At 64.4% G+C, this 21519-nt stretch carries 20 protein-coding genes; 18 read left to right on the forward strand and 2 right to left on the reverse strand.

What is annotated here, in order from left to right; translation table 11 throughout:
* Positions 1–187 precede the first annotated feature (187 nt).
* A complete protein-coding gene (locus LB529_RS21930; RefSeq protein ID WP_224526820.1) occupies positions 188–979 on the reverse strand; it encodes a cyclase family protein in 792 nt (263 codons plus the stop codon).
* A gap of 121 nt (positions 980–1100) precedes the next feature.
* Between LB529_RS21930 and LB529_RS21935 the strand changes: the two genes are divergently transcribed.
* The 13 genes from LB529_RS21935 (at position 1101) to LB529_RS21995 (ending at position 15022) form a co-directional block, all read left to right on the forward strand.
* Positions 1101–2675, forward strand: a complete 1575-nt coding sequence (locus LB529_RS21935; RefSeq protein WP_224526822.1) for a phytoene desaturase family protein — start codon at positions 1101–1103, stop codon at positions 2673–2675.
* Between the two features lie 91 nt (positions 2676–2766).
* Complete coding sequence (locus tag LB529_RS21940; RefSeq protein ID WP_224526824.1) at positions 2767–4293, forward strand: ABC transporter substrate-binding protein; 1527 nt, start codon at positions 2767–2769, stop codon at positions 4291–4293.
* Positions 4294–4474: 181 nt separating this feature from the next.
* On the forward strand, positions 4475–5482 hold the full coding sequence (locus LB529_RS21945) for an ABC transporter permease (RefSeq protein WP_224712323.1): 1008 nt from the start codon (positions 4475–4477) through the stop codon (positions 5480–5482).
* Positions 5475–6323 carry an ABC transporter permease gene (locus LB529_RS21950; protein WP_224712324.1) on the forward strand — a complete coding sequence of 283 codons (849 nt, stop codon included), beginning with the start codon at positions 5475–5477 and terminating at the stop codon, positions 6321–6323. Before LB529_RS21945 ends, LB529_RS21950 begins: the two co-directional genes overlap by 8 nt.
* Positions 6320–7198, forward strand: a complete 879-nt coding sequence (locus LB529_RS21955) for an ABC transporter ATP-binding protein (protein ID WP_224712325.1) — start codon at positions 6320–6322, stop codon at positions 7196–7198. The genes LB529_RS21950 and LB529_RS21955 overlap by 4 nt, the downstream gene beginning before the upstream one ends.
* Positions 7191–8015, forward strand: coding sequence for an ATP-binding cassette domain-containing protein (locus tag LB529_RS21960; protein ID WP_224712326.1), 825 nt, complete (start codon positions 7191–7193; stop codon positions 8013–8015). Before LB529_RS21955 ends, LB529_RS21960 begins: the two co-directional genes overlap by 8 nt.
* 79 nt (positions 8016–8094) lie before the next feature.
* Positions 8095–8694 carry a VOC family protein gene (locus LB529_RS21965; protein WP_224712327.1) on the forward strand — a complete coding sequence of 200 codons (600 nt, stop codon included), beginning with the start codon at positions 8095–8097 and terminating at the stop codon, positions 8692–8694.
* Positions 8695–8885: 191 nt separating this feature from the next.
* Positions 8886–11180, forward strand: a complete 2295-nt coding sequence (locus LB529_RS21970; RefSeq protein WP_224712328.1) for a bifunctional salicylyl-CoA 5-hydroxylase/oxidoreductase — start codon at positions 8886–8888, stop codon at positions 11178–11180.
* Positions 11177–11950, forward strand: coding sequence for an SDR family NAD(P)-dependent oxidoreductase (locus tag LB529_RS21975; RefSeq protein WP_224712329.1), 774 nt, complete (start codon positions 11177–11179; stop codon positions 11948–11950). Before LB529_RS21970 ends, LB529_RS21975 begins: the two co-directional genes overlap by 4 nt.
* On the forward strand, positions 11944–12408 hold the full coding sequence (locus LB529_RS21980) for a MarR family winged helix-turn-helix transcriptional regulator (RefSeq protein WP_140543119.1): 465 nt from the start codon (positions 11944–11946) through the stop codon (positions 12406–12408). The genes LB529_RS21975 and LB529_RS21980 overlap by 7 nt, the downstream gene beginning before the upstream one ends.
* A complete protein-coding gene (locus tag LB529_RS21985; RefSeq protein ID WP_224712330.1) occupies positions 12405–13217 on the forward strand; it encodes an enoyl-CoA hydratase family protein in 813 nt (270 codons plus the stop codon). The genes LB529_RS21980 and LB529_RS21985 overlap by 4 nt, the downstream gene beginning before the upstream one ends.
* A gap of 231 nt (positions 13218–13448) precedes the next feature.
* Positions 13449–14597 (forward strand): acyl-CoA dehydrogenase family protein, encoded by a 1149-nt coding sequence (locus tag LB529_RS21990; RefSeq protein ID WP_224712331.1) that lies wholly within the window; start codon positions 13449–13451, stop codon positions 14595–14597.
* A gap of 29 nt (positions 14598–14626) precedes the next feature.
* On the forward strand, positions 14627–15022 hold the full coding sequence (locus LB529_RS21995; protein ID WP_224545178.1) for a RidA family protein: 396 nt from the start codon (positions 14627–14629) through the stop codon (positions 15020–15022).
* Here LB529_RS21995 and LB529_RS22000 read toward each other — a convergent pair whose 3' ends face one another.
* The gene (locus LB529_RS22000) at positions 15023–16114 is read right to left on the reverse strand and encodes an LLM class flavin-dependent oxidoreductase (protein WP_224712332.1); all 1092 of its coding nucleotides are present in this window, start codon (positions 16112–16114) and stop codon (positions 15023–15025) included. It abuts the gene before it with no gap.
* A 120-nt stretch (positions 16115–16234) separates the two neighbouring features.
* Between LB529_RS22000 and LB529_RS22005 the strand changes: the two genes are divergently transcribed.
* The 5 genes from LB529_RS22005 (at position 16235) to LB529_RS22025 (ending at position 21459) form a co-directional block, all read left to right on the forward strand.
* The gene (locus LB529_RS22005; RefSeq protein ID WP_224712333.1) at positions 16235–17008 is read left to right on the forward strand and encodes an HpcH/HpaI aldolase family protein; all 774 of its coding nucleotides are present in this window, start codon (positions 16235–16237) and stop codon (positions 17006–17008) included.
* Between the two features lie 158 nt (positions 17009–17166).
* Positions 17167–18366 carry a pyridoxal phosphate-dependent aminotransferase gene (locus tag LB529_RS22010; RefSeq protein ID WP_224712334.1) on the forward strand — a complete coding sequence of 400 codons (1200 nt, stop codon included), beginning with the start codon at positions 17167–17169 and terminating at the stop codon, positions 18364–18366.
* 73 nt (positions 18367–18439) lie between these two features.
* Positions 18440–19237 (forward strand): ABC transporter substrate-binding protein, encoded by a 798-nt coding sequence (locus LB529_RS22015; protein ID WP_140724467.1) that lies wholly within the window; start codon positions 18440–18442, stop codon positions 19235–19237.
* A 217-nt stretch (positions 19238–19454) separates the two neighbouring features.
* The gene (locus LB529_RS22020) at positions 19455–20129 is read left to right on the forward strand and encodes an amino acid ABC transporter permease (RefSeq protein ID WP_224712335.1); all 675 of its coding nucleotides are present in this window, start codon (positions 19455–19457) and stop codon (positions 20127–20129) included.
* Between the two features lie 43 nt (positions 20130–20172).
* The gene (locus tag LB529_RS22025; RefSeq protein ID WP_224712336.1) at positions 20173–21459 is read left to right on the forward strand and encodes a cysteine desulfurase-like protein; all 1287 of its coding nucleotides are present in this window, start codon (positions 20173–20175) and stop codon (positions 21457–21459) included.
* Positions 21460–21519: the final 60 nt, after the last annotated feature.

Below are 21519 nucleotides of genomic sequence, written 5' to 3' on the forward strand. Positions count from 1 at the left end.
CATCGTGCTGCGACGTGGGAGATTGGCGAAAGCAGGGGTGACATCCAATCTCCCCCCTAGAGGGGGAGATGTCCGGCAGGACAGAGGGGGGCGCCGTAGAGCGCTAGCGCTACAGAACGGTAGTCCCAACGTCCCGATCACTCCATCGCCCGCAAGCATGATCTTCTCCCGAAGACCGTCGCCTCGCCTATTTGCCCGGCACCAGCGCCAATGCGCGGATCGGGCTGCCGGTGCCGTGCTCGATCTTGAGCGGGGCGGCGATCAGGATCGCGCCCTTCGGCGGCAGCTGGTCGAGATTGCACAGGCTGGCGAGTCCGTAACGGTTGGCCTTGTGCATCAGCGTGTGGGCCGGGAACGGCGGCTCCATGCCGCCGGCCTTGCCGGCGTCGGTGCCGATCGTCTCCGAGCCCCAGCCCTTGATGTCCTTACTGATCAGGAACTGGATGGCTTCCGCCGTCGGGCCGGGCGTATGCGGGCCGGTCTCGTTGGCGTTGAGGAACTCGGCCTCGGAGCCGTTGCGCTTGTACCAGTCGGTGCGCATCACCACCCACTCGCCGGGATTGATCGCGCCGTGCTTGGCTTCCCAGGCCTTGATGTGGTCGACGGTGAGCAGGAAGTCGTGGTCGGCGGCGGCCTCCTTGGAGCAATCGATGACGTTGACTGGGCCGATGAAGTTCTGCGCCGGAATGGTGTCGGTGGCGCCGTCCGGATAGTCCTTGCCGGTGATCCAGTGCTGCGGCGCGTCGAAATGCGTGCCCGAATGCTCGCCGAGCTTCAGCCAGTTCCAGGCCCACCACGGGCCGTTCTTGTCGTATTTGGAGATCTCGTGGATCTCGACCTTCGGCGTGTCGACGGCGAGTTCCGGCGGCAGCTTGATCAGCGGCGTGTTCGGCCCGAGCGGCGCCGTCAGATCGACCACCTTGATGGCGCCCGAAAGCAGCTGGCCGGCGACCTCGCCGAGGAGTTCTTGCGTGTCCATGGTCTTTTGTTCCCTCTTGTTCGTGACCTTCAAGGCTCGTTGCGGCCCTTAATATACCTACTAGACGAAAACATATGCATCTGCAATTATCTTTAAGCATAAAGCATTTTTGGGGCGGGGCGTGAGCGAGTTCGACGCCATCTTTGTCGGGGCGGGCCACAACAGTCTGGCATGCGCCGCGCATCTGGCGCTCAAAGGCTGGAAAATAGCGGTTTTCGAACGCAGCGAGGCGATCGGCGGCGCGGTACGGACCGCCGAGTACACGCTTCCGGGTTTCCGGCACGATTTCGGCGCGATGAATTTGAGCCTCTTCGCCGGCTCGGCCTTCCACCGGAAATATGCAAATGAATTGAAAAGCCACGGACTGGAATTCGCGCCCGCGGCTGATTGTTTCGCCAGCGCCTTCCCGGACGGCAAATGGTTCGGCGTCAGCAACGACCTCGAAAGGACCGCATCGCGGTTGGCCGCCTTCTCCGCGGCGGACGCGGCCACATGGCGGAAACTGGTCGCCGCCTTCCCGGGTGAGGCCGAACATCTGTTCCGCCTGCTGGGTTCGCCGATGAGCGCAAGGGCGCTGGCCGGCACAGGCTGGAATCTCTGGCGCAAGAAGGGTTTTTCCGGCGCGCTCGATACGGCCCGATTGCTGTTGTCGTCACCGCGCGCGTGGCTCGAGGAAAATTTCGAGACGCCGCATGTGCGCACGACACTCGCGGCCTGGGGCATGCATCTCGATTTCGCGCCCGACATCGCCGGGGGTGCTGTGTTCCCCTATCTGGAATCGATGGCCAACCAGAGTTTCGGCATGGTGCTCGGCAAAGGCGGCGCCGATACCATTATCCGGGCGCTTGCCGGCATGCTCAAGGCGGCCGACGGCAAGATCGTAACAGGCGCGGAGGTGTCGGAGATCACGGTGGCCGGCAGCCGGGCGTCGGGCGTGCGGCTGGCATCCGGCGAAACCCATGCCGCAAGCAAGGCGGTCATTGCCGGCGTCGCGCCCAAGGCGCTGGCAGGCGGGCTGCTGCCCAATGGTTCCGGTGACGCCGGTTTCGATGCGGCGATGAAGACATTCCGCCACGCGCCGGGCACGATGATGATCCATATGGCGCTGGACGACTTGCCCGACTGGAGCGCCGGCGCCGAGCTTCGCCAATTCGCCTATGTACATCTGGCACCGTCGCTCGACGCCATGTCGCGCGTCTATCAGCAGGCGATCGCCGGGCTGCTGCCTGACCAGCCGGTGCTGGTCGTCGGCCAGCCGACGGCGGTCGATCCGTCGCGCGCACCGCCAGGCAAGCATGTGCTGTGGGTGCAGGTGCGCATGCTGCCGGCGGAGATCGTCGGCGATGCCGCGGGCAAGATCGCGCCCGCGCACTGGGATGCGGTCAAGGACGCCTATGCCGAGCGCGTGCTCGACATCATCGAGAGCTATGCGCCGGGATTGCGCAAAAAAATCCTCGGCCGTGCGATCTTCTCGCCGCTCGACCTCGAGCGCGAAAACCCGAACCTCGTCGGCGGCGACCAGATCTGCGGCAGCCATCACCTGGCGCAGAATTTCCTCTTCCGCCCGGCGCGGGGCTTCGCGCGCTGGAACACGCCGGTCTCGAACCTTTACCTCACCGGCGCCGCGACATGGCCCGGCGCCGGCACGGGCGCAGGCTCGGGCTACATGCTCGCCCAACAGCTGGGAGGAAGTTGAGCCTAAGAAATCCGGGATGGACAAGGCGCGGTTGCCCACCACCGAATGAAAACGCCGCGCAGACAAATGACAACCAACAAGGGGAACGACCATGACCATCAACAGACGTGACTTGCTTGGATATGGCGCAGCGGCGCTCAGTGCCGCCACGTTTGGCCTGCCGAGGGCAGCAAAGGCGGCGGACGAACTCACCATCGCCTACAACGTCAATCTGCCTTCCTGGGACCCGACGACCGGCCCCTCGGCCGTCAACCCGACCATCCAGGGCCTTTATCAATCGGTGTTCGACCAGATCATCGGGCAGAAGCCGGACCTTTCCTTCACGCCCGGACTGCTCACCGAATGGGGCTGGAACGACGACCGCACCAAGGTGACGATGACGGTGCGCGACGGCGTGAAATGGCATGACGGCTCGCCCTTTACGGCCGAGGACGTGGTGTGGTCGCTGCAGCGGGCCGGCGACGAGAAGACCGGCAATCCGATCCAGTTCGTCTGGAAGAACGTCAACAACTTCAAGATCGACGGCAACAAGATCACCGGCGATGTCGTGCAGTTCGACCCGGTCTATTTCAAGTGGATGTCGTTCCTGACCGGCTACATCCTGCCGAAGGCCTATTACGAGAAGGTCGGCGCGGAAGGCTTCGAGAAGGCGCCGATCGGCACCGGCCCCTATATGGTCGACAAGTTCGAGCGCAACGCCTTCCTGCGGCTGAAGGCCAATCCGCACTACTGGGGCACGAAGCCCGCCTTCGAGAACGTGACGATCAAATTCGTGACCGACGCGGCGAGCCGCGTCGCCGAGATCGAGTCCGGCTCCTCGCAGGTGACGCTCGAAATCCCCTATGAGGAATATGACCGGCTGATTGCGAAGGACGGGCTTGCCGGCTCGATCAAGAATGTTTCCGACATCGGCATGATCTTCTTCAACGACATCGAGGCGATGCTGGACAAGAACGTCCGCCAGGCCGCCGTGATGGCAGTGGACAAGGAGCTTCTGGTCAAGCGGCTGCTGCGCGGCTACGGCCAGCCGATCGCGACGCTGGAGACGCCGGAATACGCCGCCTTCGATCCATCGATCAAGGTCGAGCACAATCCCGAGAAGGCCAAGGAGCTGCTCGCCGCCTCCGGCTATTCGCCCAAGAAGCCGGCCAAGTTCACCATCCAGACGACCAAGGGTTTCAAGCCCAAGGACTACGAGATGATCCAGGCGATCGTCGGCATGTGGCGCAAGGTCGGCATCGAGGCCAATATCGAGGTCTACGAGATCGCCAAGCATTACGAGCTGCGCGCCGCCGACAAGCTGGCTCCGGCCGCTTTCTACAACTGGGGCAACTCCATCGGCGATCCGACCACCTCGACCGGTTTCGCCATGTATGGCCCGAGCCCGCATTCGGTTTGGGACAGCCAGGACCTGATCGACATGATCAACCCGCTGTGGGGTGAGAAGGACGAAGCCAAGCGCATCGCTGGCTGGAAGGCCGTCGACAAATACATCGCCGAGCAGGCCTATGTGCTGCCGCTGATCCAATATGCGCAGCCGATCGTGCATTCGAAGAAGGTCAATGTCGTGCAGCATGTGTCCGGCGCGCTGCTGCCGGCGCTGATGACCCCGGCCTGAGTGTCGGCCTTGACCCCTGCCGGTCTTCGCCCGGCAGGGCCCCTCATCCGGCCGCTTCGCGGCCACCTTCTCCCCGAGGGGAGAAGAGACTAGCTCAGCCGTCTGCGACCTCTTCTCCCCTCAGGGAGAAGGTGGCCCGAGGGCCGGATGAGGGGGAGTCCGTTCAGAGTGATTAGGGCGCATGCTGCTGCAAAGATTCCTCGTTCGTCTGCTGACGATGATGGTGACGCTTTTCGGAGTCGCCGTCGTCGTCTTCGTCGTCATCCGCGTCGCGCCCGGGGACCCGATCGCGATGATGCTGCCGCCCGGCGCCAGCAATGACGATATCGCGCGGCTGCGCGCGCTCTATGGACTCGACAAGGGCATCGTGCAGCAGTTCTTCATCTGGCTCGGCGGCGTGCTGCATGGCGATTTCGGCACGTCGATATCATTGCGCCAGGACGTGCTCGGCCTGGTCTTCAACCGGCTGCCGGCGACGCTGGAGCTGGCGACGGTCGCGCTGCTGATGGCGATCACGATCGGCACGACCGCCGCGATCCTCGGCGCGCGCTCGCGCGGGACGGCGATAGAGGCCGGCATCGACATCGCCAGCGGCGCGACGCTCTCCATTCCCGATTTCCTCTGGGGCCTGGTGCTGATCCTGCTGTTCGGCGTGCTGGTGCCCGTCTTCGACATTTCGGGCCGGGTGTCGCCGCAGCTCGATCTGCCCTTCGCCACCCAGTTCTACTTGGTCGAGAGCATCCTCAGGCTTCGTTTCGACCTGACCTGGGACCTGTTGAAACACATGCTGATGCCGGCCGTGGCACTGGCGCTGCCGCTGGCGGCGATCATCGCTCAATTGCTCAAACAGTCGCTGAAGGAAGTGCTCGACCTCGACTATGTGGTGCTGGCACGCGTGAAAGGTTTTTCGGAGACACAGGTGATCCTGCGCGAGGCGCTGAGGAACGCGGCATTGCCGACGCTGACGCTGGTCGGCGTTCAGTTCACCTTCCTTATCGGCGGCACCGTCATCGTCGAGCGGCTGTTTTCCTATGAAGGTCTCGGCAACATGGCGATCGACGCCGTCATCAACCGCGACCTGCCGCTGATCCAGGGCATCGTGCTGGTGTTCGCGCTGCTCTTCGTGCTGATCAACCTCGCCGTCGACATGACATATGCGCTGCTCAACCCGAGGCTGCGCCATGGATGAGGCAAGTGTCGCCAGGCGCGGTTTGGCTCCGAGGCTGTGGCTGGCCGGCGGCTGGCTTCTGCTGACGCTGCTGGCGGCGGTCTTCGCGCCATTGATCGCGCCGCAGGACCCGCTGGCGCAGGACCTGATGCTGGAGCGCCTGCCGCCCTTCTGGCTGGACGGCGCCGAACCCGGCTATTGGCTGGGCACCGACAGCCTGGGACGCGATCTGTTGTCGCGGCTGATCTTCGGCGGCCGCATCGCCTTCATCGTCGCCTTCGCGGCGGCGACGTCCGCCTGTGTTCTCGGCTCCACGCTCGGCCTGATCGCCGGCTATTTCGGCGGCTGGCCCGACCGCACCATCTCGCGCATCGTCGATGTGTGGATGGCCTTCCCACCGGTGCTGTTCGCGATCCTGCTGGTGGCCGTGCTGGGCACCGGCCTGAGCTCCGTCATCCTCGCCATCGCGATCATCGACTGGACGCGCTTCTGCCGGGTGATCCGCGCCGAGGCGATGAGTCAGGCGCGCATGGATTATGTCGAGAACGCGCGCATTGCCGGCTATGGCCGCATGGGCATCATGTTGCGCGAAGTGCTGCCCAATGTGCTGCCGTCGGTGGTGGCGCTGCTGTCCCTGGAGATGGGCATCGCCGTCATCGTCGAGGCGATCCTCTCCTTCGTCAATCTGTCGATCTCGACCGACGACCCGACCTGGGGCAGCATCATCGCCGAGGGGCGACTGTCGATCCACCAGGCTTGGTGGGTGCTGGTGTTCCCGCTCATCACGCTGATCCTGACAGTGCTCTCCTTCAGCCAATTCGGCGAAGCGCTGAAGGCGCGCTTCGATCCGGTGCTGCGATGAGCGCGTGCCTGGAAATCCGCGGTTTGAGCGCCGTGCTGCCCAACGGCCAGCGCGTGCTGCGCTCCGTGTCGCTCGTCGTCCAGCCGGGCGAGGTGCGCGCGCTGGTCGGCGAAAGCGGCGCCGGCAAGACGATGATCGGCAAGGCGGTGCTCGGCGTGCTGCCGAAAAGCGTGCGCATCGTCGAAGGCGAGATGCTGATCGAGGGCGAGGACCTGGGCCAGCTCGATGCCAAGGCGCGGCGGACCCTGATCGGCGCGCGAACGGCGCTGATCCCGCAGGATCCGCTCACCGCGCTCAACCCGTCGCGCCGCATCGGCCCGCAGATGACCGACCGGCTGGTGCGCATCCTCGGCTGGAGCGGCGAGAGGGCGGACCAGCGCATATGGCAGTTGCTCGACGAGGTGCAGATCCGCGATCCCGAGCGCGTGCTGAAGAGCTATCCGCATGAATTGTCCGGCGGCATGCGGCAGCGTGTGCTGATCGCAGCGGCGTTCGCGGCGGAACCCCGATTGATTGTCGCCGACGAGCCGACGACGGCGCTGGACGTAACGGTGCAAAAACAGATCCTGCGGCTCATCGCGCAACTGCAGCGCGACCACGGCACGGCGATCCTGTTCGTCACCCACGATCTCGGCGTCGTCGCCAAGATCAGCCAGAAAGTGTCGGTGCTCTATGCCGGCAAGGTGGTCGAAGAGGCCGAGACCGAGGCGCTGTTTGCGGCACCGCAGCACCCCTATACGCGCGCGCTGATGGCGGCGACACCGCGCTACACCGACCCATACGCCTCGCTGAAGCCGGTGGACGAAAGCGTGCTTGCCGGATTGGCCGTGGAGATCGCCGCCGCCGACCAGGACTGGAGGCCCGGCCATGGCTGAGCCGCTGATTTCCGTGCGCGGGCTGAGGGTGGCGCTGCCCGACATGACGCGCAAGCCGCTGATCGGCAGCGCGCCACTGGCCGAGATCCTGAAAGGGCTCGACTTCGATCTGCCCATGGGATCGGTGACCGGCATCGTCGGCGAATCCGGTTCGGGCAAATCGACGCTCGGGCGCGCGCTGGTAAGGCTGCTCGAACCTAGCGCAGGCTCCATCGGCTTCGAGGGGCGCGACATCAGCCGTCTTTCGGAAGCGGAGCTCAGGCCGCTGCGCCGCGACCTGCAGATGATCTTCCAGGATCCAATGTCGTCGCTCAATCCGCGGCATACGATCTTCAACATCATCGCCGCACCCTTGAGGCAGAACGGCCTTGGCGACAGGCTGAAGGAACGCGTCGCGGAAGCGTTGCAGCGCGTCGGCCTGCCGCAGAGTTTTGCCAGCCGCTACCGCCACGAATTGTCGGGCGGCCAGCGTCAGCGTGTCGGTATCGCACGAGCGCTCGCGCTGTCGCCGAAATTCGTGCTGGCCGACGAGATCGTCTCCGGCCTCGACGTCTCGACGCAGGCGCAGATCCTGACGCTGCTGGAAAGGCTGGCGGCCGAGATGGGGCTGACGGTGGCCTTCATCAGCCACGATTTGTCGGTGATCCGGCGGCTTTGCCAGCAGGTCATCGTGATGCGCGAAGGCAGGATCGTCGAGGCTAGCGCCACGGACGCGCTGTTCGAGAACCCGAAGGAGACTTACACGCGCGACCTGCTCGCCGCCATTCCGCTGCCGGAAATCGACCCGGACTGGCTGCGGCCCAAGGCGTCGGCATGACGTGAGTTTTTGATCCGCACGCCGACCAGCGGGCCTCGGATGTGCGCAAGGACAAGTCAGCCCGCCAACGGAGGGTGACATGAAATACGTAATCCAGGCAGCGGCCTTCGCGGCCTCTTTGTTCGGCGCAATAGGAGCAGCTTCCGCGGATTCGATCCCCGGCATGCGGGGGCATGACCACACCGGCGTCACCGTGCCCGACATGAAGCAGGCCGTCGACTTCTTCACCAATGTCGTCGGCTGCAAGAAGGCGATGTCGTTCGGGCCGTTCGCCGACGACAAGGGTACCTTCATGCAGGATCTGCTTGGCGTCGATCCGAAGGCGGTGATCGAGGAGATCACCTTGGTGCGCTGCGGCTATGGATCGAACATCGAACTGTTCAAATACACGGCGCCCGACCAGAAGGATTTGACGCCGAAGAACAGCGATATCGGCGGCTTCCACATCGCCTTCTATGTCGACGACGTCGCCGCCGCGAAAACCTATCTCGAGGCCAAGGGCGTGAAGACCCGGATGGGACCGCTGCCGGTGAAGGAAGGGCCGGCTGCAGGCCAGACCATCCTCTATTTCCAGGCGCCCTGGGGTCTGCAGCTGGAGGCGATCAGCTACCCCGAAGGCATGGCGTATGAAAAGGACGCCGAGACGGTGCTGTGGAGCCCGAAGAATCCGACCAAGTGACGAACCAAACAGCCGGCGTCGATCGTTCAATTATAAAACTTTAAGCTTGAAATAATCGCCGGCCAGCGCGATACTGACTGCTGGGTCGCCGGCCTGCCGGCGTTCCCGATGCCTTAGAGCGTTTCATGCAATTCCGGACGGAAAACCGCTACGCATTTTTCCTGGAATTGCTCTAGAGGAGATCGCAAGACATGAAGGTTGCGGTTCTCGGCGGCGGACCAGCCGGACTCTATTTTGCCATTTCGCTCAAGCTGCGCGATGCCGCGCATGAGGTGACGGTCTATGAGCGCAACCGACCGGACGACACGTTCGGCTGGGGCGTGGTCTTGTCGGCGGAGACGCTGGAGAACCTGACCAGGAACGATCCGGTCAGCGCCGTCTGGATCAAGAAGCATTTCGCCTATTGGGACGACATCGCCGTCATTCATGACGGCGTGCGCACGGTGTCTTCAGGTCATGGCTTTTGCGGCATCGGCCGCAAGCGGCTCCTGATCCTCTTGCAGCGGCGCGCCCGCGAGCTCGGCATCAAGATGATGTTCGAGACCGATGTTTCCGACCCGAAACCCTTTATGGAAACGCATGACCTGGTGGTCGCCGCCGACGGGTTGAACTCTAAATCCCGCGCCACGTTCGCCGACGTCTTCAAGCCGGACATCGACACCCGCAAATGCAAGTTCGTGTGGCTCGGCACCACGCAGAAATTCGACGACGCCTTCACCTTCATCTTCGAGAAGACCGAGCATGGCTGGGTGTGGGCGCATGCCTACCAGTTCGACAGCGAGACCGCGACCTTCATCGTCGAATGCAGCGAAGCGACCTGGGCTGCGTTCGGCTTCGGCCAGATGACGCAGCAGGAATCGATCGCGGTCTGCGAACGCATTTTTGCAAAGCATCTCGGCGGCCACCCGCTGATGACCAACGCCAACCACATTCGAGGTTCGGCCTGGATCAACTTCCCGCGCGTGCTGTGCGAGCGCTGGTCGTACAAGAACCTGGCGCTGATGGGCGACGCCGCGGCTTCAGCGCATTTCTCGATCGGCTCCGGCACCAAGCTGGCGCTGGAGAGCGCGGTGGCGCTTGCCGACTATGTCGAGTCCGAGCCGGACCTCGATGCGGCCTTCCGCAAATATGAGGATGCGCGGCGCACCGAGGTGCTGAAGCTGCAATCGGCGGCGCGCAATTCGTTGGAATGGTTCGAAGAAGTCGAACGATATCTCGGTTTAGATCCAGTTCAATTCAACTATTCGCTGCTCACCCGCTCGCAGCGCATCAGCCACGAGAACCTTCGGCTGCGCGATGCCGAATGGCTGGCGGGCGCCGAAGAATGGTTCCAGCGCAAGGCCGGCGCCGGCGGCAACAGCTTACGCCGCACCCCAATGTTCGCGCCGTTCAAGCTGCGCGATATGGCGCTGACCAACCGCATCGTCGTCTCGCCGATGGCGCAGTACAAGGCCGTCGACGGCTGCCCGACCGACTGGCATTTTTCGCATTATGCCGAGCGCGCCAAGGGCGGCGCCGGCCTGCTCTATATCGAGATGACCTGCGTCAGCCCGGAAGGGCGCATCACGCCCGGATGCCCGGGCTTCTACAGACCGGAGCATGAGGTCGCCTGGAAGCGGCTGGTCGATTTCGTCCATGCCGAGACCGAAGCAAAGATCTGCGCCCAGATCGGCCATTCCGGCGCCAAGGGCTCGACCCGGGTGGGCTGGGAAGGAACCGACGTGCCGCTGCCGGACGGCAACTGGCCGGTGATGGCGCCTTCGGCCGTGCCATGGTCGCCGAAGAACCAGGTGCCGAAGGCGATGGACCGCGCCGACATGGATGTGGTTCGCGACCAGTTCGTCGCCTCGGCCGAGATGGCCGCGCGCTGCGGCTTCGACATGCTGGAGATCCATGCCGCGCATGGCTACCTGCTGTCGGCCTTCATTACGCCGCTGACCAACCGCCGCACTGACGACTATGGCGGCTCGCTGGAAAACCGCATGCGCTATCCGCTGGAAATCTTCCATGCGGTGCGCGCCGTGTGGCCGGCCGAAAAGCCGATCTCGATGCGCATCTCGGCCAATGACTGGGTGGGCATCGAAGGCGTCACGCCTTCGGATGCGGTCGAGATCGCCAGACTTCTGCACGGAGCGGGCGTCGACCTTTGCGACGTGTCGGCCGGGCAAACCACCATCGCCGCCAAGCCGGTCTATGGCCGCATGTTCCAGACGCCGTTTTCCGACCGCATCCGCAACGAGGTCGGCATGGCGACGATGGCGGTCGGCAATATCTACGAGCCGGACCATGCCAACTCGATCCTGATGGCCGGCCGCGCCGATCTGGTGGCGCTGGCCAGGCCGCATCTTGCCGATCCCTACTGGACGCTGCACGCGGCGGTGACGCTCGGCGACCGCGGCGTCAAATGGCCCGATCCCTATCTGCCGGGACGCGACCAGATCTACCGCCTGGCCGAGCGCGAAGCGGCTGCGGGGCTCAAAGTATGAGCGCCGTGCGCGAAATTGCCGGCAAGCACGCGCTGGTCACCGGCGGCGGCTCCGGCGTCGGCAAAGCCATTGCGCAAGCGCTGGCGGCAGAAGGTGTGGCCGTCACCATATGCGGGCGGCGCGAAGCGACGCTGGCTGAGGTTACAAAGGAAAACGACCGCATCTTTGCCGTCACCGCCGATGTCACGAACGAGGCCGCCATGGCGGACGTGTACCAGAAGGCGGAAGCCGCACGCGGACCCTTCGACATCGTCGTGGCCAACGCCGGCATGGCGGGCAGCGCGGCGGCGCACAAGACCGCGCTGGCCGACTGGCAGCGCACGCTCGACGTCAATCTCACCGGCGCGTTCCTAACCGTGAAGCCGGCGCTCGCCGGAATGCTCGCGCGAAAGACCGGCCGGATCATTTTCATTGCCTCGACCGCTGGCCTCAAGGGTTATGCCTATGTGGCGCCGTATGTCGCCGCCAAGCACGGGGTGGTCGGGCTGATGCGAGCCTTGGCTGCCGAGACCGCCAAATCCGGTGTCACCGTGAATGCCGTGTGCCCGGGTTTCGTCGAAACCGAGATGCTTGAAGAATCCGTCCAGCGCATCGTCGAGAAGACCGGACGTTCCACCGGCGAGGCGCGCGCGAGCCTTGCGGCGACGAACCCGCAGGGGCGTTTCATCCAGCCGGAAGAAGTCGCGGCGGCGGTGCTTTGGCTGTGCAGCGACGCCGCGCGGTCGATCACCGGGCAGGCCATTTCGATTTCGGGAGGCGAGACATGGTAGCGGGACCGACTTCCGCCGGACCAGGCAAGGACAGGCTGCGGCTGTGGATACGCCTGCTGCGCGCCTCGCGCACCATCGAGGCGGAGCTGCGCGAGCGTTTGAAGAAGGAGTTCGACACCACGCTGCCGCGCTTCGACGTGATGGCGGCGCTCTACCGCTCGCCGGAAGGCATGCTGATGAGCGACCTGTCGCGCTTCCTGCTGGTGTCGAACGGCAATGTGACGGGCATCGTCGACCGGCTGGTTTCCGAAGGGCTGGTGACGCGGGCGCGCCGTAACGGCGACCGCCGCACGTCGATGGTACGGCTGACCGAGGAAGGCTCGAAGTCTTTCGCCGCGATCGCAGCCGCGCATGAGAATTGGGTCGGCGAGCTGCTCGGCAATGTCAGCGAGGACGAGGCGCGGCAGCTGACCGGCATGTTGAAATCGTTCCGCAGCAATTGGGAGGGACGCGAATGAGCGCCATGGCCAAGCTCAAGCCCAAGCATTTCCTCTGGCAGGTCGAAGGCAAGATCGCGAAGATCCGGCTCGACCGGCCAGAGCGCAAGAACCCGTTGACCTTCGACAGCTATGCCGAGCTGCGCGACACGTTTCGCGAGCTCGTCTATGCCGACGACGTCGATGCCGTGGTGTTCCTGCCCAATGGCGGCAATTTCTGCTCGGGCGGCGATGTCCACGACATCATCGGGCCGCTGGTCGAGATGGACATGAAGGCGCTGCTCGCCTTCACGCGCATGACCGGCGATTTCGTCAAGGCGATGCTCAACTGTGGCAAGCCGATCATCGCGGCCGTCGACGGCGTCGCGGTCGGCGCCGGCGCGATCATCGCCATGGCCTCCGATATCCGCATCGCCACGCCGGAGGCAAAGACCGCCTTCCTGTTTACGCGCGTCGGCCTCGCCGGCTGCGACATGGGCGCATGTGCGATCCTGCCGCGCATCATCGGCCAGGGCCGCGCCGCCGAACTGCTCTACACCGGCCGCACCATGAGCGCCGCCGAAGGCGAGCGCTGGGGGTTCTACAATCGCCTGGTCGAGCCGGCGGCGCTCAAGGCCGACGCGCTCGACATGGCGGCGCGCATCGTTTCCGGCCCGACCTTTGCGCATGGCATCACCAAGACACAGCTCAACCAGGAATGGTCGATGGGCCTCGAGCAAGCGATCGAGGCGGAAGCGCAGGCACAGGCGATCTGCATGCAGACCGGCGATTTCAAGCGGGCCTACAAGGCGTTCGCCGCGAAGGAAAAGCCGGTGTTCGAGGGGAGTTGAGGATGGGTGTGTTCTTGGAGAGGTTGGCGGGACAGCGCCCCCCTCTGGCCTGCCGGCCATCTCCCCCTCTAGGGGGGAGATCGGATGTCCCCCCCGCTTTCGCCAACCACCAACGCCGCAGGATTGAGCGGGACGCCAAAACTGCCAATCTCCCCCCTAGAGGGGGAGATGTCCGGCAGGACAGAGGGGGGCGCCGTAGAGCGCAACGCCCTAAGCACTGCGGAGGTGCAAATGCCTGACCGCACCTTCCTCTCGTGGCCCTTCCTCGAAGATCGCCACCGCCAACTCGCCGAGCGTCTCGAAGCCTGGTGCCAACAAAACCTTCCCGTCGACCACCACGACGTCGACGCCGCCTGCCGCGATCTCGTGGCGATGCTTGGCCGCGACGGGTGGCTGAAGCCGACGGCGCTCGACCCGGCCAATCCCGGACCACTCGACGTGCGCACGCTCTGCATCACGCGCGAGACGCTTGCCCGCCACGATGGGCTCGCCGATTTCGCCTTCGCTATGCAGGGGCTGGGCACCGGCGCGATCACGCTGTTCGGCACGCCGGACCAGCAGCGCTGGCTGGAGAAGACGCGGGCCGGCCAAGCGATCTCCGCCTTTGCGCTCTCCGAGCCACGCTCGGGGTCGGATGTCGCCAATATGGAAATGACCGCTGTCCGCGAAGGCGGCGACTATCTGCTCTCGGGCGAAAAGACCTGGATCTCCAATGGCGGCATCGCCGACCTCTATGTGGTGTTCGCCCGCACCGGCGAGGCGCCCGGCGCCAAGGGGATTTCCGCTTTCGTCGTGCCGGCGGAGACGAAGGGGCTCAGCGTCGCCGAGCGGCTCGAGGTCATCGCCCCTCACCCTCTGGCGCGGCTCTCCTTCGACAATGTGCGCGTTCCGGCTTCCGGCCTGATCGGCAAGCCCGGTGACGGCTTCCGCATCGCCATGTCGGTGCTCGACGTGTTCCGCTCGACGGTCGGCGCGGCCGCCCTCGGCTTCGCGCGCCGCGCGCTGGACGAAAGTATCAAACGCGCGACCGAGCGAAAACTGTTCGGTGCGCCGATGGCGGAGTTGCAGATGGTGCAGGGTCACCTCGCCGACATGGCGCTGGATGTCGACGCGGCTGCGCTCCTCATCTACCGCGCCGCATGGACCAAGGACATGGGCGCCGCGCGGGTGACGCGCGAGGCCGCGATGGCCAAGCTCTTCGCCACCGACAAGGCGCAGGACGTGATCGACAAGGCGGTGCAACTGCATGGCGGCGATGGCGTCCGCAAGGGACACATCATCGAGAGCCTCTATCGCGAGATCCGGGCATTGCGCATCTATGAGGGCGCCTCGGACGTGCAGAAGGTGGTCATCGCCAGGCAGGTGATGAGCGGGGCGTGACAACGAGTTTGAACCAGGGGGAACTGGACATGCACACGATCCTGCAGCCGGAAGGCTGGGCCAAACCGATCGGCTACGCCAATGGTGTGGCCGCGCGTGGCCGGCTCGTCTTTATCGGCGGCCAGGTCGGCTGGAATGCCGAATGCCGGTTCGAGACCGACGACTTCGTCGGCCAGGTGCGCCAGACGCTCGCCAACATCGTTGCCGTGCTCGCCGAAGCCGGCGGCGAGCCGCGGCACATCACCTCGATGACTTGGTACTTTACCGACAAGGCCGAATATGTCGGCAACCTCAAGGGCATCGGCGAGGCCTATCGCGACGTGATCGGCCGACACTTCCCGGCGATGGCGGCGATGCAAGTGGTGGCGCTGGTCGAGGACCGGGCCAAGGTTGAGATTCAGGCGACGGCTGTTATCCCCGAGTAGTTACTCGCGAAGCCCGGCCTGCCGCAGCAGCGGCAGAACATGGTCGCAGAAATAGGGCAGTTCCTGGGTGTAGTTGACGAAGGACAACGCGATGCCCTGGTAGCCATGCCCGGCAATGGCGACCATATCGGCGGCAATCTTTTCAGGGGTTCCGATCAAAGGATAAGTGCCGGCGCCGCCGGCAAAGCGCTGCCGATAGAGATCATAGGCGTGCGGATCGTGCGACTGGGAGAATTCCTTCTTGCCGGCCATATGGGCGTCGACGGCTTCGTGATCGGCCATCGTGACGGCGTAGCGCGTGTAATAGGCCTGCGCCTCTTCTACCGTCGGGCGGCAGACGACATGCGCAACCGTATAGACGCCGACATCGCGGCCCGCCTTGTCGGCGCGCTCACCGATGTCGGCGACATGCTTGCCGGCATCGTTTATCTCGGAAAAGGTCGTGAACAGATAGTCGCATCTGGCGGCGGCGAAATCCCGGCCCGGGCCGCCGAAAGCGGCATTCATCGTCACCGGACGCGGAACCTGAAGACTGGCCGGCCGGCTCACCGCCTCCTTCAGCCGATAATAAGCGCCTTCATAGTCGAGAGGCTCGCTCGATGCATAGAGCCGCTCGAGGATTTCAATCCATTCCGCCGCCTGGTCATAGCCCTTCTCGACCAACGGCGTGCCGAACATTCCGAATTCCTTCGGGTTCCAGCCGCAAACGATGTTGAGCCCGGCGCGGCCCTGGCTGATGTGGTCGACCGTCGCCAGCGCCTTGGCGGCGTAGAGTGGATGCACCAGCGGCACATGCACCGTCATGAACAGGCCGATCTGCTCGGTCACGGCCGCGAGCGCCGCCGCCCAGGTGAAGGTCTCGAAGGAGAATTCGCGGACCTTGTTGCGGCCGCCGAAACCGCGCCAGCGCGCGATCGGCAACATGAATTCGAGGCCGGCGCGGTCGGCTATCTGCGCGGCCGTCAGATTATCCCGCCAGCTCGCCGTCCAGCGTTCCGGCACGTCGGTGATGGCAAGCCCGCCATCGGCATTGGTCGAGAAGACGCCGAGCTTCAGTCTGTTCGGGCCGTGCAGGGGATGGGCTTTGATCATCTCGGAAACTCGCGGCGGGACGCCACACGCTAGGCCGGCGTGAAAATATTTCAAGCCTGAAATAGCTTCGCCTCGCCGTCGTTTGCGGGTATGCTTTGGGCAACTCAAAAAGGGGATGGCATGAGCGAGTTCCGCCAGAAGTGCATCGGCAAGACGAACCTTATCGGGTCATTCGCCGCCATTCCCCATCCGGTCGCCGTCGAGGTCATGGCGCTGTCCGGCCTCGATTTCCTCTGCATCGACTGGGAGCACGCGCAGATCTCGCGCGACATGATCGAGGCCATGGTGCGAGCAGCCGACGTGCATCGCGTGCCGGCTATGGTCCGGGTTCCCGGCCATGCGCCGGAAGCCATTCAGGCGGCGCTGGACAGCGGCGCGCAAGGGGTGCTCGTGCCGCGCGTCTCGACAGCGGAGCAGGCCACGATGGCGGTGAAGGCCTCGCGCTATCCGCCGCAAGGCGCGCGCGGTGTCGGTCCCGGCCGGGCCGCGGGCTATGGCTATCGTATTCCCGAATATCTTGCCTCCGCCAACAACCGAACGATCGTCGCGATCCAGGTCGAGACATCGGAGGGGCTGGCCAACATCGAAGCGATCGCGGCCGTCGACGGCATCGACGTGGTCTTCGTCGGCCCTGGCGATCTCTCGGTGTCGATCGACGCGATCGGCCCGGCAGGCGCGGACAAGCTCTCCGAGGCGATCGGAACAATCATTCGCGTAACGATCGCACATGGCAGGACTGCCGGCATATTTTGCGCCAGCCCCCAGACCGTCAGCCGATGGGCAGCCATCGGCGCGAGTTTCTTCGTGCTGGCCAGCGACACGATGTTTCTCGGTGCCGGGGCCGCGGCCAACGGCACCGCCGCCCGCGCCGAACTGGCGTCTGGGGCCGGCTAGGCGAGAGCATATCGGCAGGGCAGAGGGTCGCCAAACTTTAAGCTTAAAACTTTCGCCTTGAAAAGCGCCGTACTTTGGATAGCATCAAGATCGCGACTGTCCGGCTGGAGGGGCTTTTCCGGTCCATCGCAGTGTTCCGGGTGAGAGGGGTTCGGTCCTTGTCGTTCATACTGCCCCATTCATCGTCCAGCGCGCGCTATGCTTTCGATGGCGTGCGTGCCCAGATTCGCGACCTGCACACCGAAAACATCGCCAACCTTGCGGTTCGCGCGCGGGAACTCGGCGATGTCATCGCGCTCTGGTACGGCGAAGGCGATATGGTGACGCCAGCCTTCATCCGCGACGCGGCGAAGGCCGCGTTCGACGAAGGCCTGACCTTCTACGTTCCCAACATGCGCGGGCACGGCCCGCTGAACGAGGCGCTTTCAGAATACCAGACGCGCATCCACGGCCGCTCGATCCCGATCGCGCGGACCACGGTGACGCCGGGCGGCATGCAGGCGCTCTATCTGGCGCTGGAACTGCTGGTCGATACCGGCACCAACGTCGTCTATGTCGCGCCGCAATGGCCCAACATCCACAACGCCATCCATCTGATCGGCGGCGAGCCGCGCCCGTTCTCGCTCGATTTCAAGGGCGGCTGGCAGCTCGATCTCGACCGATTGTTTGCAAGCTGCGATGCGCGCACCCGCGCGATCTTCCTGTCGACGCCATCCAATCCGACCGGCTGGACCGCGACGCGCGAGGAGATGCAGGCGCTGCTCGACTTCAGCCGGCGCACCGGCATCTGGATCATCTCCGACGAGGTCTACGGCCGGCTCTATCTCGAGGGCGACGTCGCCCCTTCCATCCTGCAGATCGCCGAGGACGGCGACAGGGTTCTGTCGGTCAACAGCTTCTCGAAGGCTTGGGCGATGACCGGCTGGCGCGTCGGCTGGCTGACCCATCCGTCGGGCGTTGCCGACCAGCTCGGCGCCATGACGCAATATGTCAACAGCGGCACCGCCGCGCCGATCCAGGCCGGCGCCGTCGCCGCCATCCGCCAGGGTGAGCCGCTGGTCGAGGAAATCAGGCAGCGGATCAGGATAGGCCTCGACCTCGCCTATGACCGGCTGGCGCAAGTCCCAGGCACCATCCTGCCGACCAAGCCGCGCGGAGGCATGTATGCGTTCTTCGCCCTGGAGGGCGAGAACGACGCGCGGCGCGCCTGCGCCCGCATTCTGGAGACGGCGCGGGTCGGGCTTGCGCCCGGTCACCTGTTCGGAAATTCGGCGGCAGCGTTCCTGCGCATGTGCGTGTGCCGCGACAGCAACCAGATAGAAACGGCGCTTCAACGCATGACCGCCGCAATGAATTGACGCCCTGCCGAAAGCGGGGCGGCAAAAAGCCGTGCGGGTCGAACCCGCCCGTTCAACAACAGAGGGAACAGAAATGAGCTTTACTCGTCGCAACCTGCTTCTCATGGCCGCCGCTATCGGCATCGCCGCCGGCCCCGCCACCGCTAACGCCGCGGATGCGCTCAATGTCGGCGCTTACCCGACCAATCCGCCTTTCGAATACAAGAACGAGAGCGGCACCTTCGAGGGTTTCGAGGTCGACATCGTCAATGAGGCGGCCAAGCGCATCGGCATGACCACCGACATCGCCGATCTCGGGTTCCAGGCGCTGTTTGCCGCCACCACCTCCAAGCGCATCGACGTCGCCATCTCCTCGATCACCATCACGCAGGAGCGGCTGAAGTCGCAGTCCTTCACGCAACCCTATTATGATTCGGACATGGGCATCGCCACCAAGGCCGACAGCCCTATCAGCACCGAGGCGGACCTCAAGGGCAAGGTCGTCGGCGTGCTTTCCGGTTCCACCGGCGAAACCTGGGTCAAGGACCATCAGCAGGCCGACGGCTTCAGCGACGTGAAGGGCTACGACACGCAGCAGAACCTGTTGCTCGACCTCAGCGCCGGCCGCGTCGATGCCGCCGTCAGCGATATCCCCGGCATGCAATACTCCTTCAAGAAGATGAAGGACCTCGTCGTCAAGCAGCGCATCAAGACCGGTGAGCAATACGGCCTGATGATGACCAAGGACCACCCGCTGCTCGGCAAGCTGAACGACGCGCTGACCGCGATGAAGAAGGACGGGACGCTGGCCGCGATCCACAAGAAGTGGTTCGACAGCGATGCTCCGGCGGACTCCTCCACGGTCAAGGAAATGCCGCTGCCCAAGGCCTGAGCGGCGACGAACACAACAGGACGTGCCGGCGCGAGAGGCCGGCACGTCAGTTTTTTTTCACCCATGAGCCCTGCCATCGCCGAAGCCGGTGCGGCAAAATCGGTGTCGGTGCGCGGCTCTGGCGTCTGTCTCCTTGATTTGAGCAATTGCGGACGAAAAGCCGTTTCGCACTTTTCGTGGAATTGCTCTGGGCGCAAAACGGTTCGGGAACGCTCCCATGTCGCTGATCGACACCTTCTTCAATCCCGGCGTTATTGCAGCCAGCCTGCCGGCGCTGCTGCGCGGCTTCCTCAACACGCTTCTGCTTGGGGTGATGAGCATCGTCATCGGCATCGCGGCGGGGCTGGCGATCAGCCTCGTGCGGCTCTATGCGCCGAAGCCGCTGCGGCTGCTCGCAGTCGGCTACACCGACATCTTTCGCGCTTTGCCGGTGCTGGTGGTTTTGATCCTGATCTACTACGCGCTGCCCTTCCTCGGCATACGCCTGTCGTCCTGGGCGTCCGCCGTGACGGCTTTCGCCATCATCATGTCGGCTTACTCGGCCGAGGTATTTCGCTCCGGCATCGAAAGCATTCCGCGCGGCCAGTTCGAGGCGGCGCAGGCGCTTGGCCTGCCGTTCATGCTGACCCTGCGCAAGGTCGTGCTGCCGCAGGCGATCCGCGTGGTCATCCCGCCGATGACCAGCAACTGCGTCTCGATGTTTAAGGACACCTCGCTCGCCTCGACCGTGGCGCTGCCGGAGCTGCTCAAGGAAGCGACCAATGCGCAGTCGCTCTACGCCAATCCCTCGCCGCTGATCGGCGCGGCGCTTGTCTACCTCATCTTCCTCTGGCCGATGGTGCGCCTCGTCAGCCTGCTCGAGCGCCGCTTCCAGACCGAGAAGATGCGCTGAACCCCGTCCACCGATCGTCCAAGTCCCCCGCAGGAGCCTGCCCGTGAACAAGCACCAGTCCGACAATACCAACGCCGCCGCGTTCCCGGTCGAGAAGATCCGCGCCATGTTTCCGGCGCTTCAACAGGCGGGCGACTTCATCTTCCTCGACAATGCCGCCGGCGCGCAGATCCCGCAAAGCGTGCTGGATGCCGTGACCAATCATCTGGTTTCACACAATGTGCAGCGCGGCGGCCGCTATGGCCGCAGCGTCACCGTCGATCAGTCGGTCGCCGACGCACGCGAGAGTGTGGCGCTGTTGATCAATGCCTATAGCCCGTCCGAAATCTGCTTCGGCATGAACGCCACCTCGTTCATCCGCCTGGTCAGCCTCGGCATCGGCCAGATGCTCGCGAAAGATCCTGGGGGGCGCGACGAGATCGTCGTTACCGACATGGATCACGATGCCAACATTGCCACCTGGCTGGCGCTGGAATCCGCCGGTGCCAAGTTCAAATGGTGGCGCATGCGCGAGGACGGCAATCTGCATGTCGACGACCTCAAGCCGCTGGTGTCGGAGCGCACGCGCCTCGTCGCCTGCACGGTGACGGCGCACTCGATCGGCTCGATCGTCGACGTCGCCGCGGTGGCCAGGATCGCGCATGCGGCCGGCGCCGAAGTGTTCCTGGATTGCGTGCATTACGGCCCGCATGGGCTGATCGACGTGCAAGCCTGGCAGTGCGACTATCTCGTCTGCTCCGGCTACAAGAATTTCTCGCCGCATATGGGCTTCCTATGGGGTCGCTTCGACACGCTGAAGCGGCTGCCGACCTTCCGCGAGGACTTCATTCCCGACGAGCCGCCCTACAAGGTCGAGGCCGGCACCTTCATCTATGAGAACGTCTCCGGCATGGACGCGGCGGTGCGCTATCTGGAATCGATCGGCCGCAACTTCCTTCCCGAAAACAACCGCTCGCGCCGCGACAACATCGTCGCCGGCATGAACGCCATCCGCGACTATGAGCTGATGCTGGCGCGCGCAATGCTGAAGGTGCTGAGGGATTGCAATGCCACGATCTACGGCGTCGCTGACGAGGCGCGCATCCATGAGCGCGTGCCGACCTTCTGCTTCAACATCGGCAAGCTGTCGCCGCAGCGGATCGTCGAGGAGATGGCGGCCATGCAGATCGGCATACGCGACGGCCACATGTATGCGCCGCGGCTGATGAAGCGGCTGAATCTGTCGATGGACAGCGGCGCCATTCGTGCCTCGCTGGTGCATTACAACACGGTGGAAGAGGTGCACCGTTTTGGGGAAGCGCTGCGGGCGATTATTGCGAAGTTGCGGTGATCCCGACCACCTCCGCGTCGTCATCCACGGGCGAAGCAAGGAGCGAAGCGACGCGCGCAG

This window comes from Mesorhizobium sp. CA5 (genome assembly GCF_020165105.1).
Classification (GTDB): domain Bacteria; phylum Pseudomonadota; class Alphaproteobacteria; order Rhizobiales; family Rhizobiaceae; genus Mesorhizobium.

Bases quoted from the DNA above. Each gene is read 5' to 3' on its own strand.
- LB529_RS22005 (WP_224712333.1), top strand. From the start codon at position 16,235: ATGAGCGAGTTCCGCCAGAAGTGCATCGGCAAGACGAACCTTATCGGG.
- LB529_RS21995 (WP_224545178.1), top strand. From the start codon at position 14,627: ATGCACACGATCCTGCAGCCGGAAGGCTGGGCCAAACCGATCGGCTAC.
- LB529_RS21960 (WP_224712326.1), top strand. From the start codon at position 7,191: ATGGCTGAGCCGCTGATTTCCGTGCGCGGGCTGAGGGTGGCGCTGCCC.
- LB529_RS21950 (WP_224712324.1), top strand. From the start codon at position 5,475: ATGGATGAGGCAAGTGTCGCCAGGCGCGGTTTGGCTCCGAGGCTGTGG.
- LB529_RS21970 (WP_224712328.1), top strand. From the start codon at position 8,886: ATGAAGGTTGCGGTTCTCGGCGGCGGACCAGCCGGACTCTATTTTGCC.
- LB529_RS22000 (WP_224712332.1), bottom strand. From the start codon at position 16,114: ATGATCAAAGCCCATCCCCTGCACGGCCCGAACAGACTGAAGCTCGGC.
- LB529_RS21975 (WP_224712329.1), top strand. From the start codon at position 11,177: ATGAGCGCCGTGCGCGAAATTGCCGGCAAGCACGCGCTGGTCACCGGC.
- LB529_RS21980 (WP_140543119.1), top strand. From the start codon at position 11,944: ATGGTAGCGGGACCGACTTCCGCCGGACCAGGCAAGGACAGGCTGCGG.
- LB529_RS21940 (WP_224526824.1), top strand. From the start codon at position 2,767: ATGACCATCAACAGACGTGACTTGCTTGGATATGGCGCAGCGGCGCTC.
- LB529_RS21985 (WP_224712330.1), top strand. From the start codon at position 12,405: ATGAGCGCCATGGCCAAGCTCAAGCCCAAGCATTTCCTCTGGCAGGTC.
- LB529_RS21945 (WP_224712323.1), top strand. From the start codon at position 4,475: ATGCTGCTGCAAAGATTCCTCGTTCGTCTGCTGACGATGATGGTGACG.
- LB529_RS22020 (WP_224712335.1), top strand. From the start codon at position 19,455: ATGTCGCTGATCGACACCTTCTTCAATCCCGGCGTTATTGCAGCCAGC.
- LB529_RS21955 (WP_224712325.1), top strand. From the start codon at position 6,320: ATGAGCGCGTGCCTGGAAATCCGCGGTTTGAGCGCCGTGCTGCCCAAC.
- LB529_RS22015 (WP_140724467.1), top strand. From the start codon at position 18,440: ATGAGCTTTACTCGTCGCAACCTGCTTCTCATGGCCGCCGCTATCGGC.
- LB529_RS21930 (WP_224526820.1), bottom strand. From the start codon at position 979: ATGGACACGCAAGAACTCCTCGGCGAGGTCGCCGGCCAGCTGCTTTCG.
- LB529_RS21965 (WP_224712327.1), top strand. From the start codon at position 8,095: ATGAAATACGTAATCCAGGCAGCGGCCTTCGCGGCCTCTTTGTTCGGC.
- LB529_RS21990 (WP_224712331.1), top strand. From the start codon at position 13,449: ATGCCTGACCGCACCTTCCTCTCGTGGCCCTTCCTCGAAGATCGCCAC.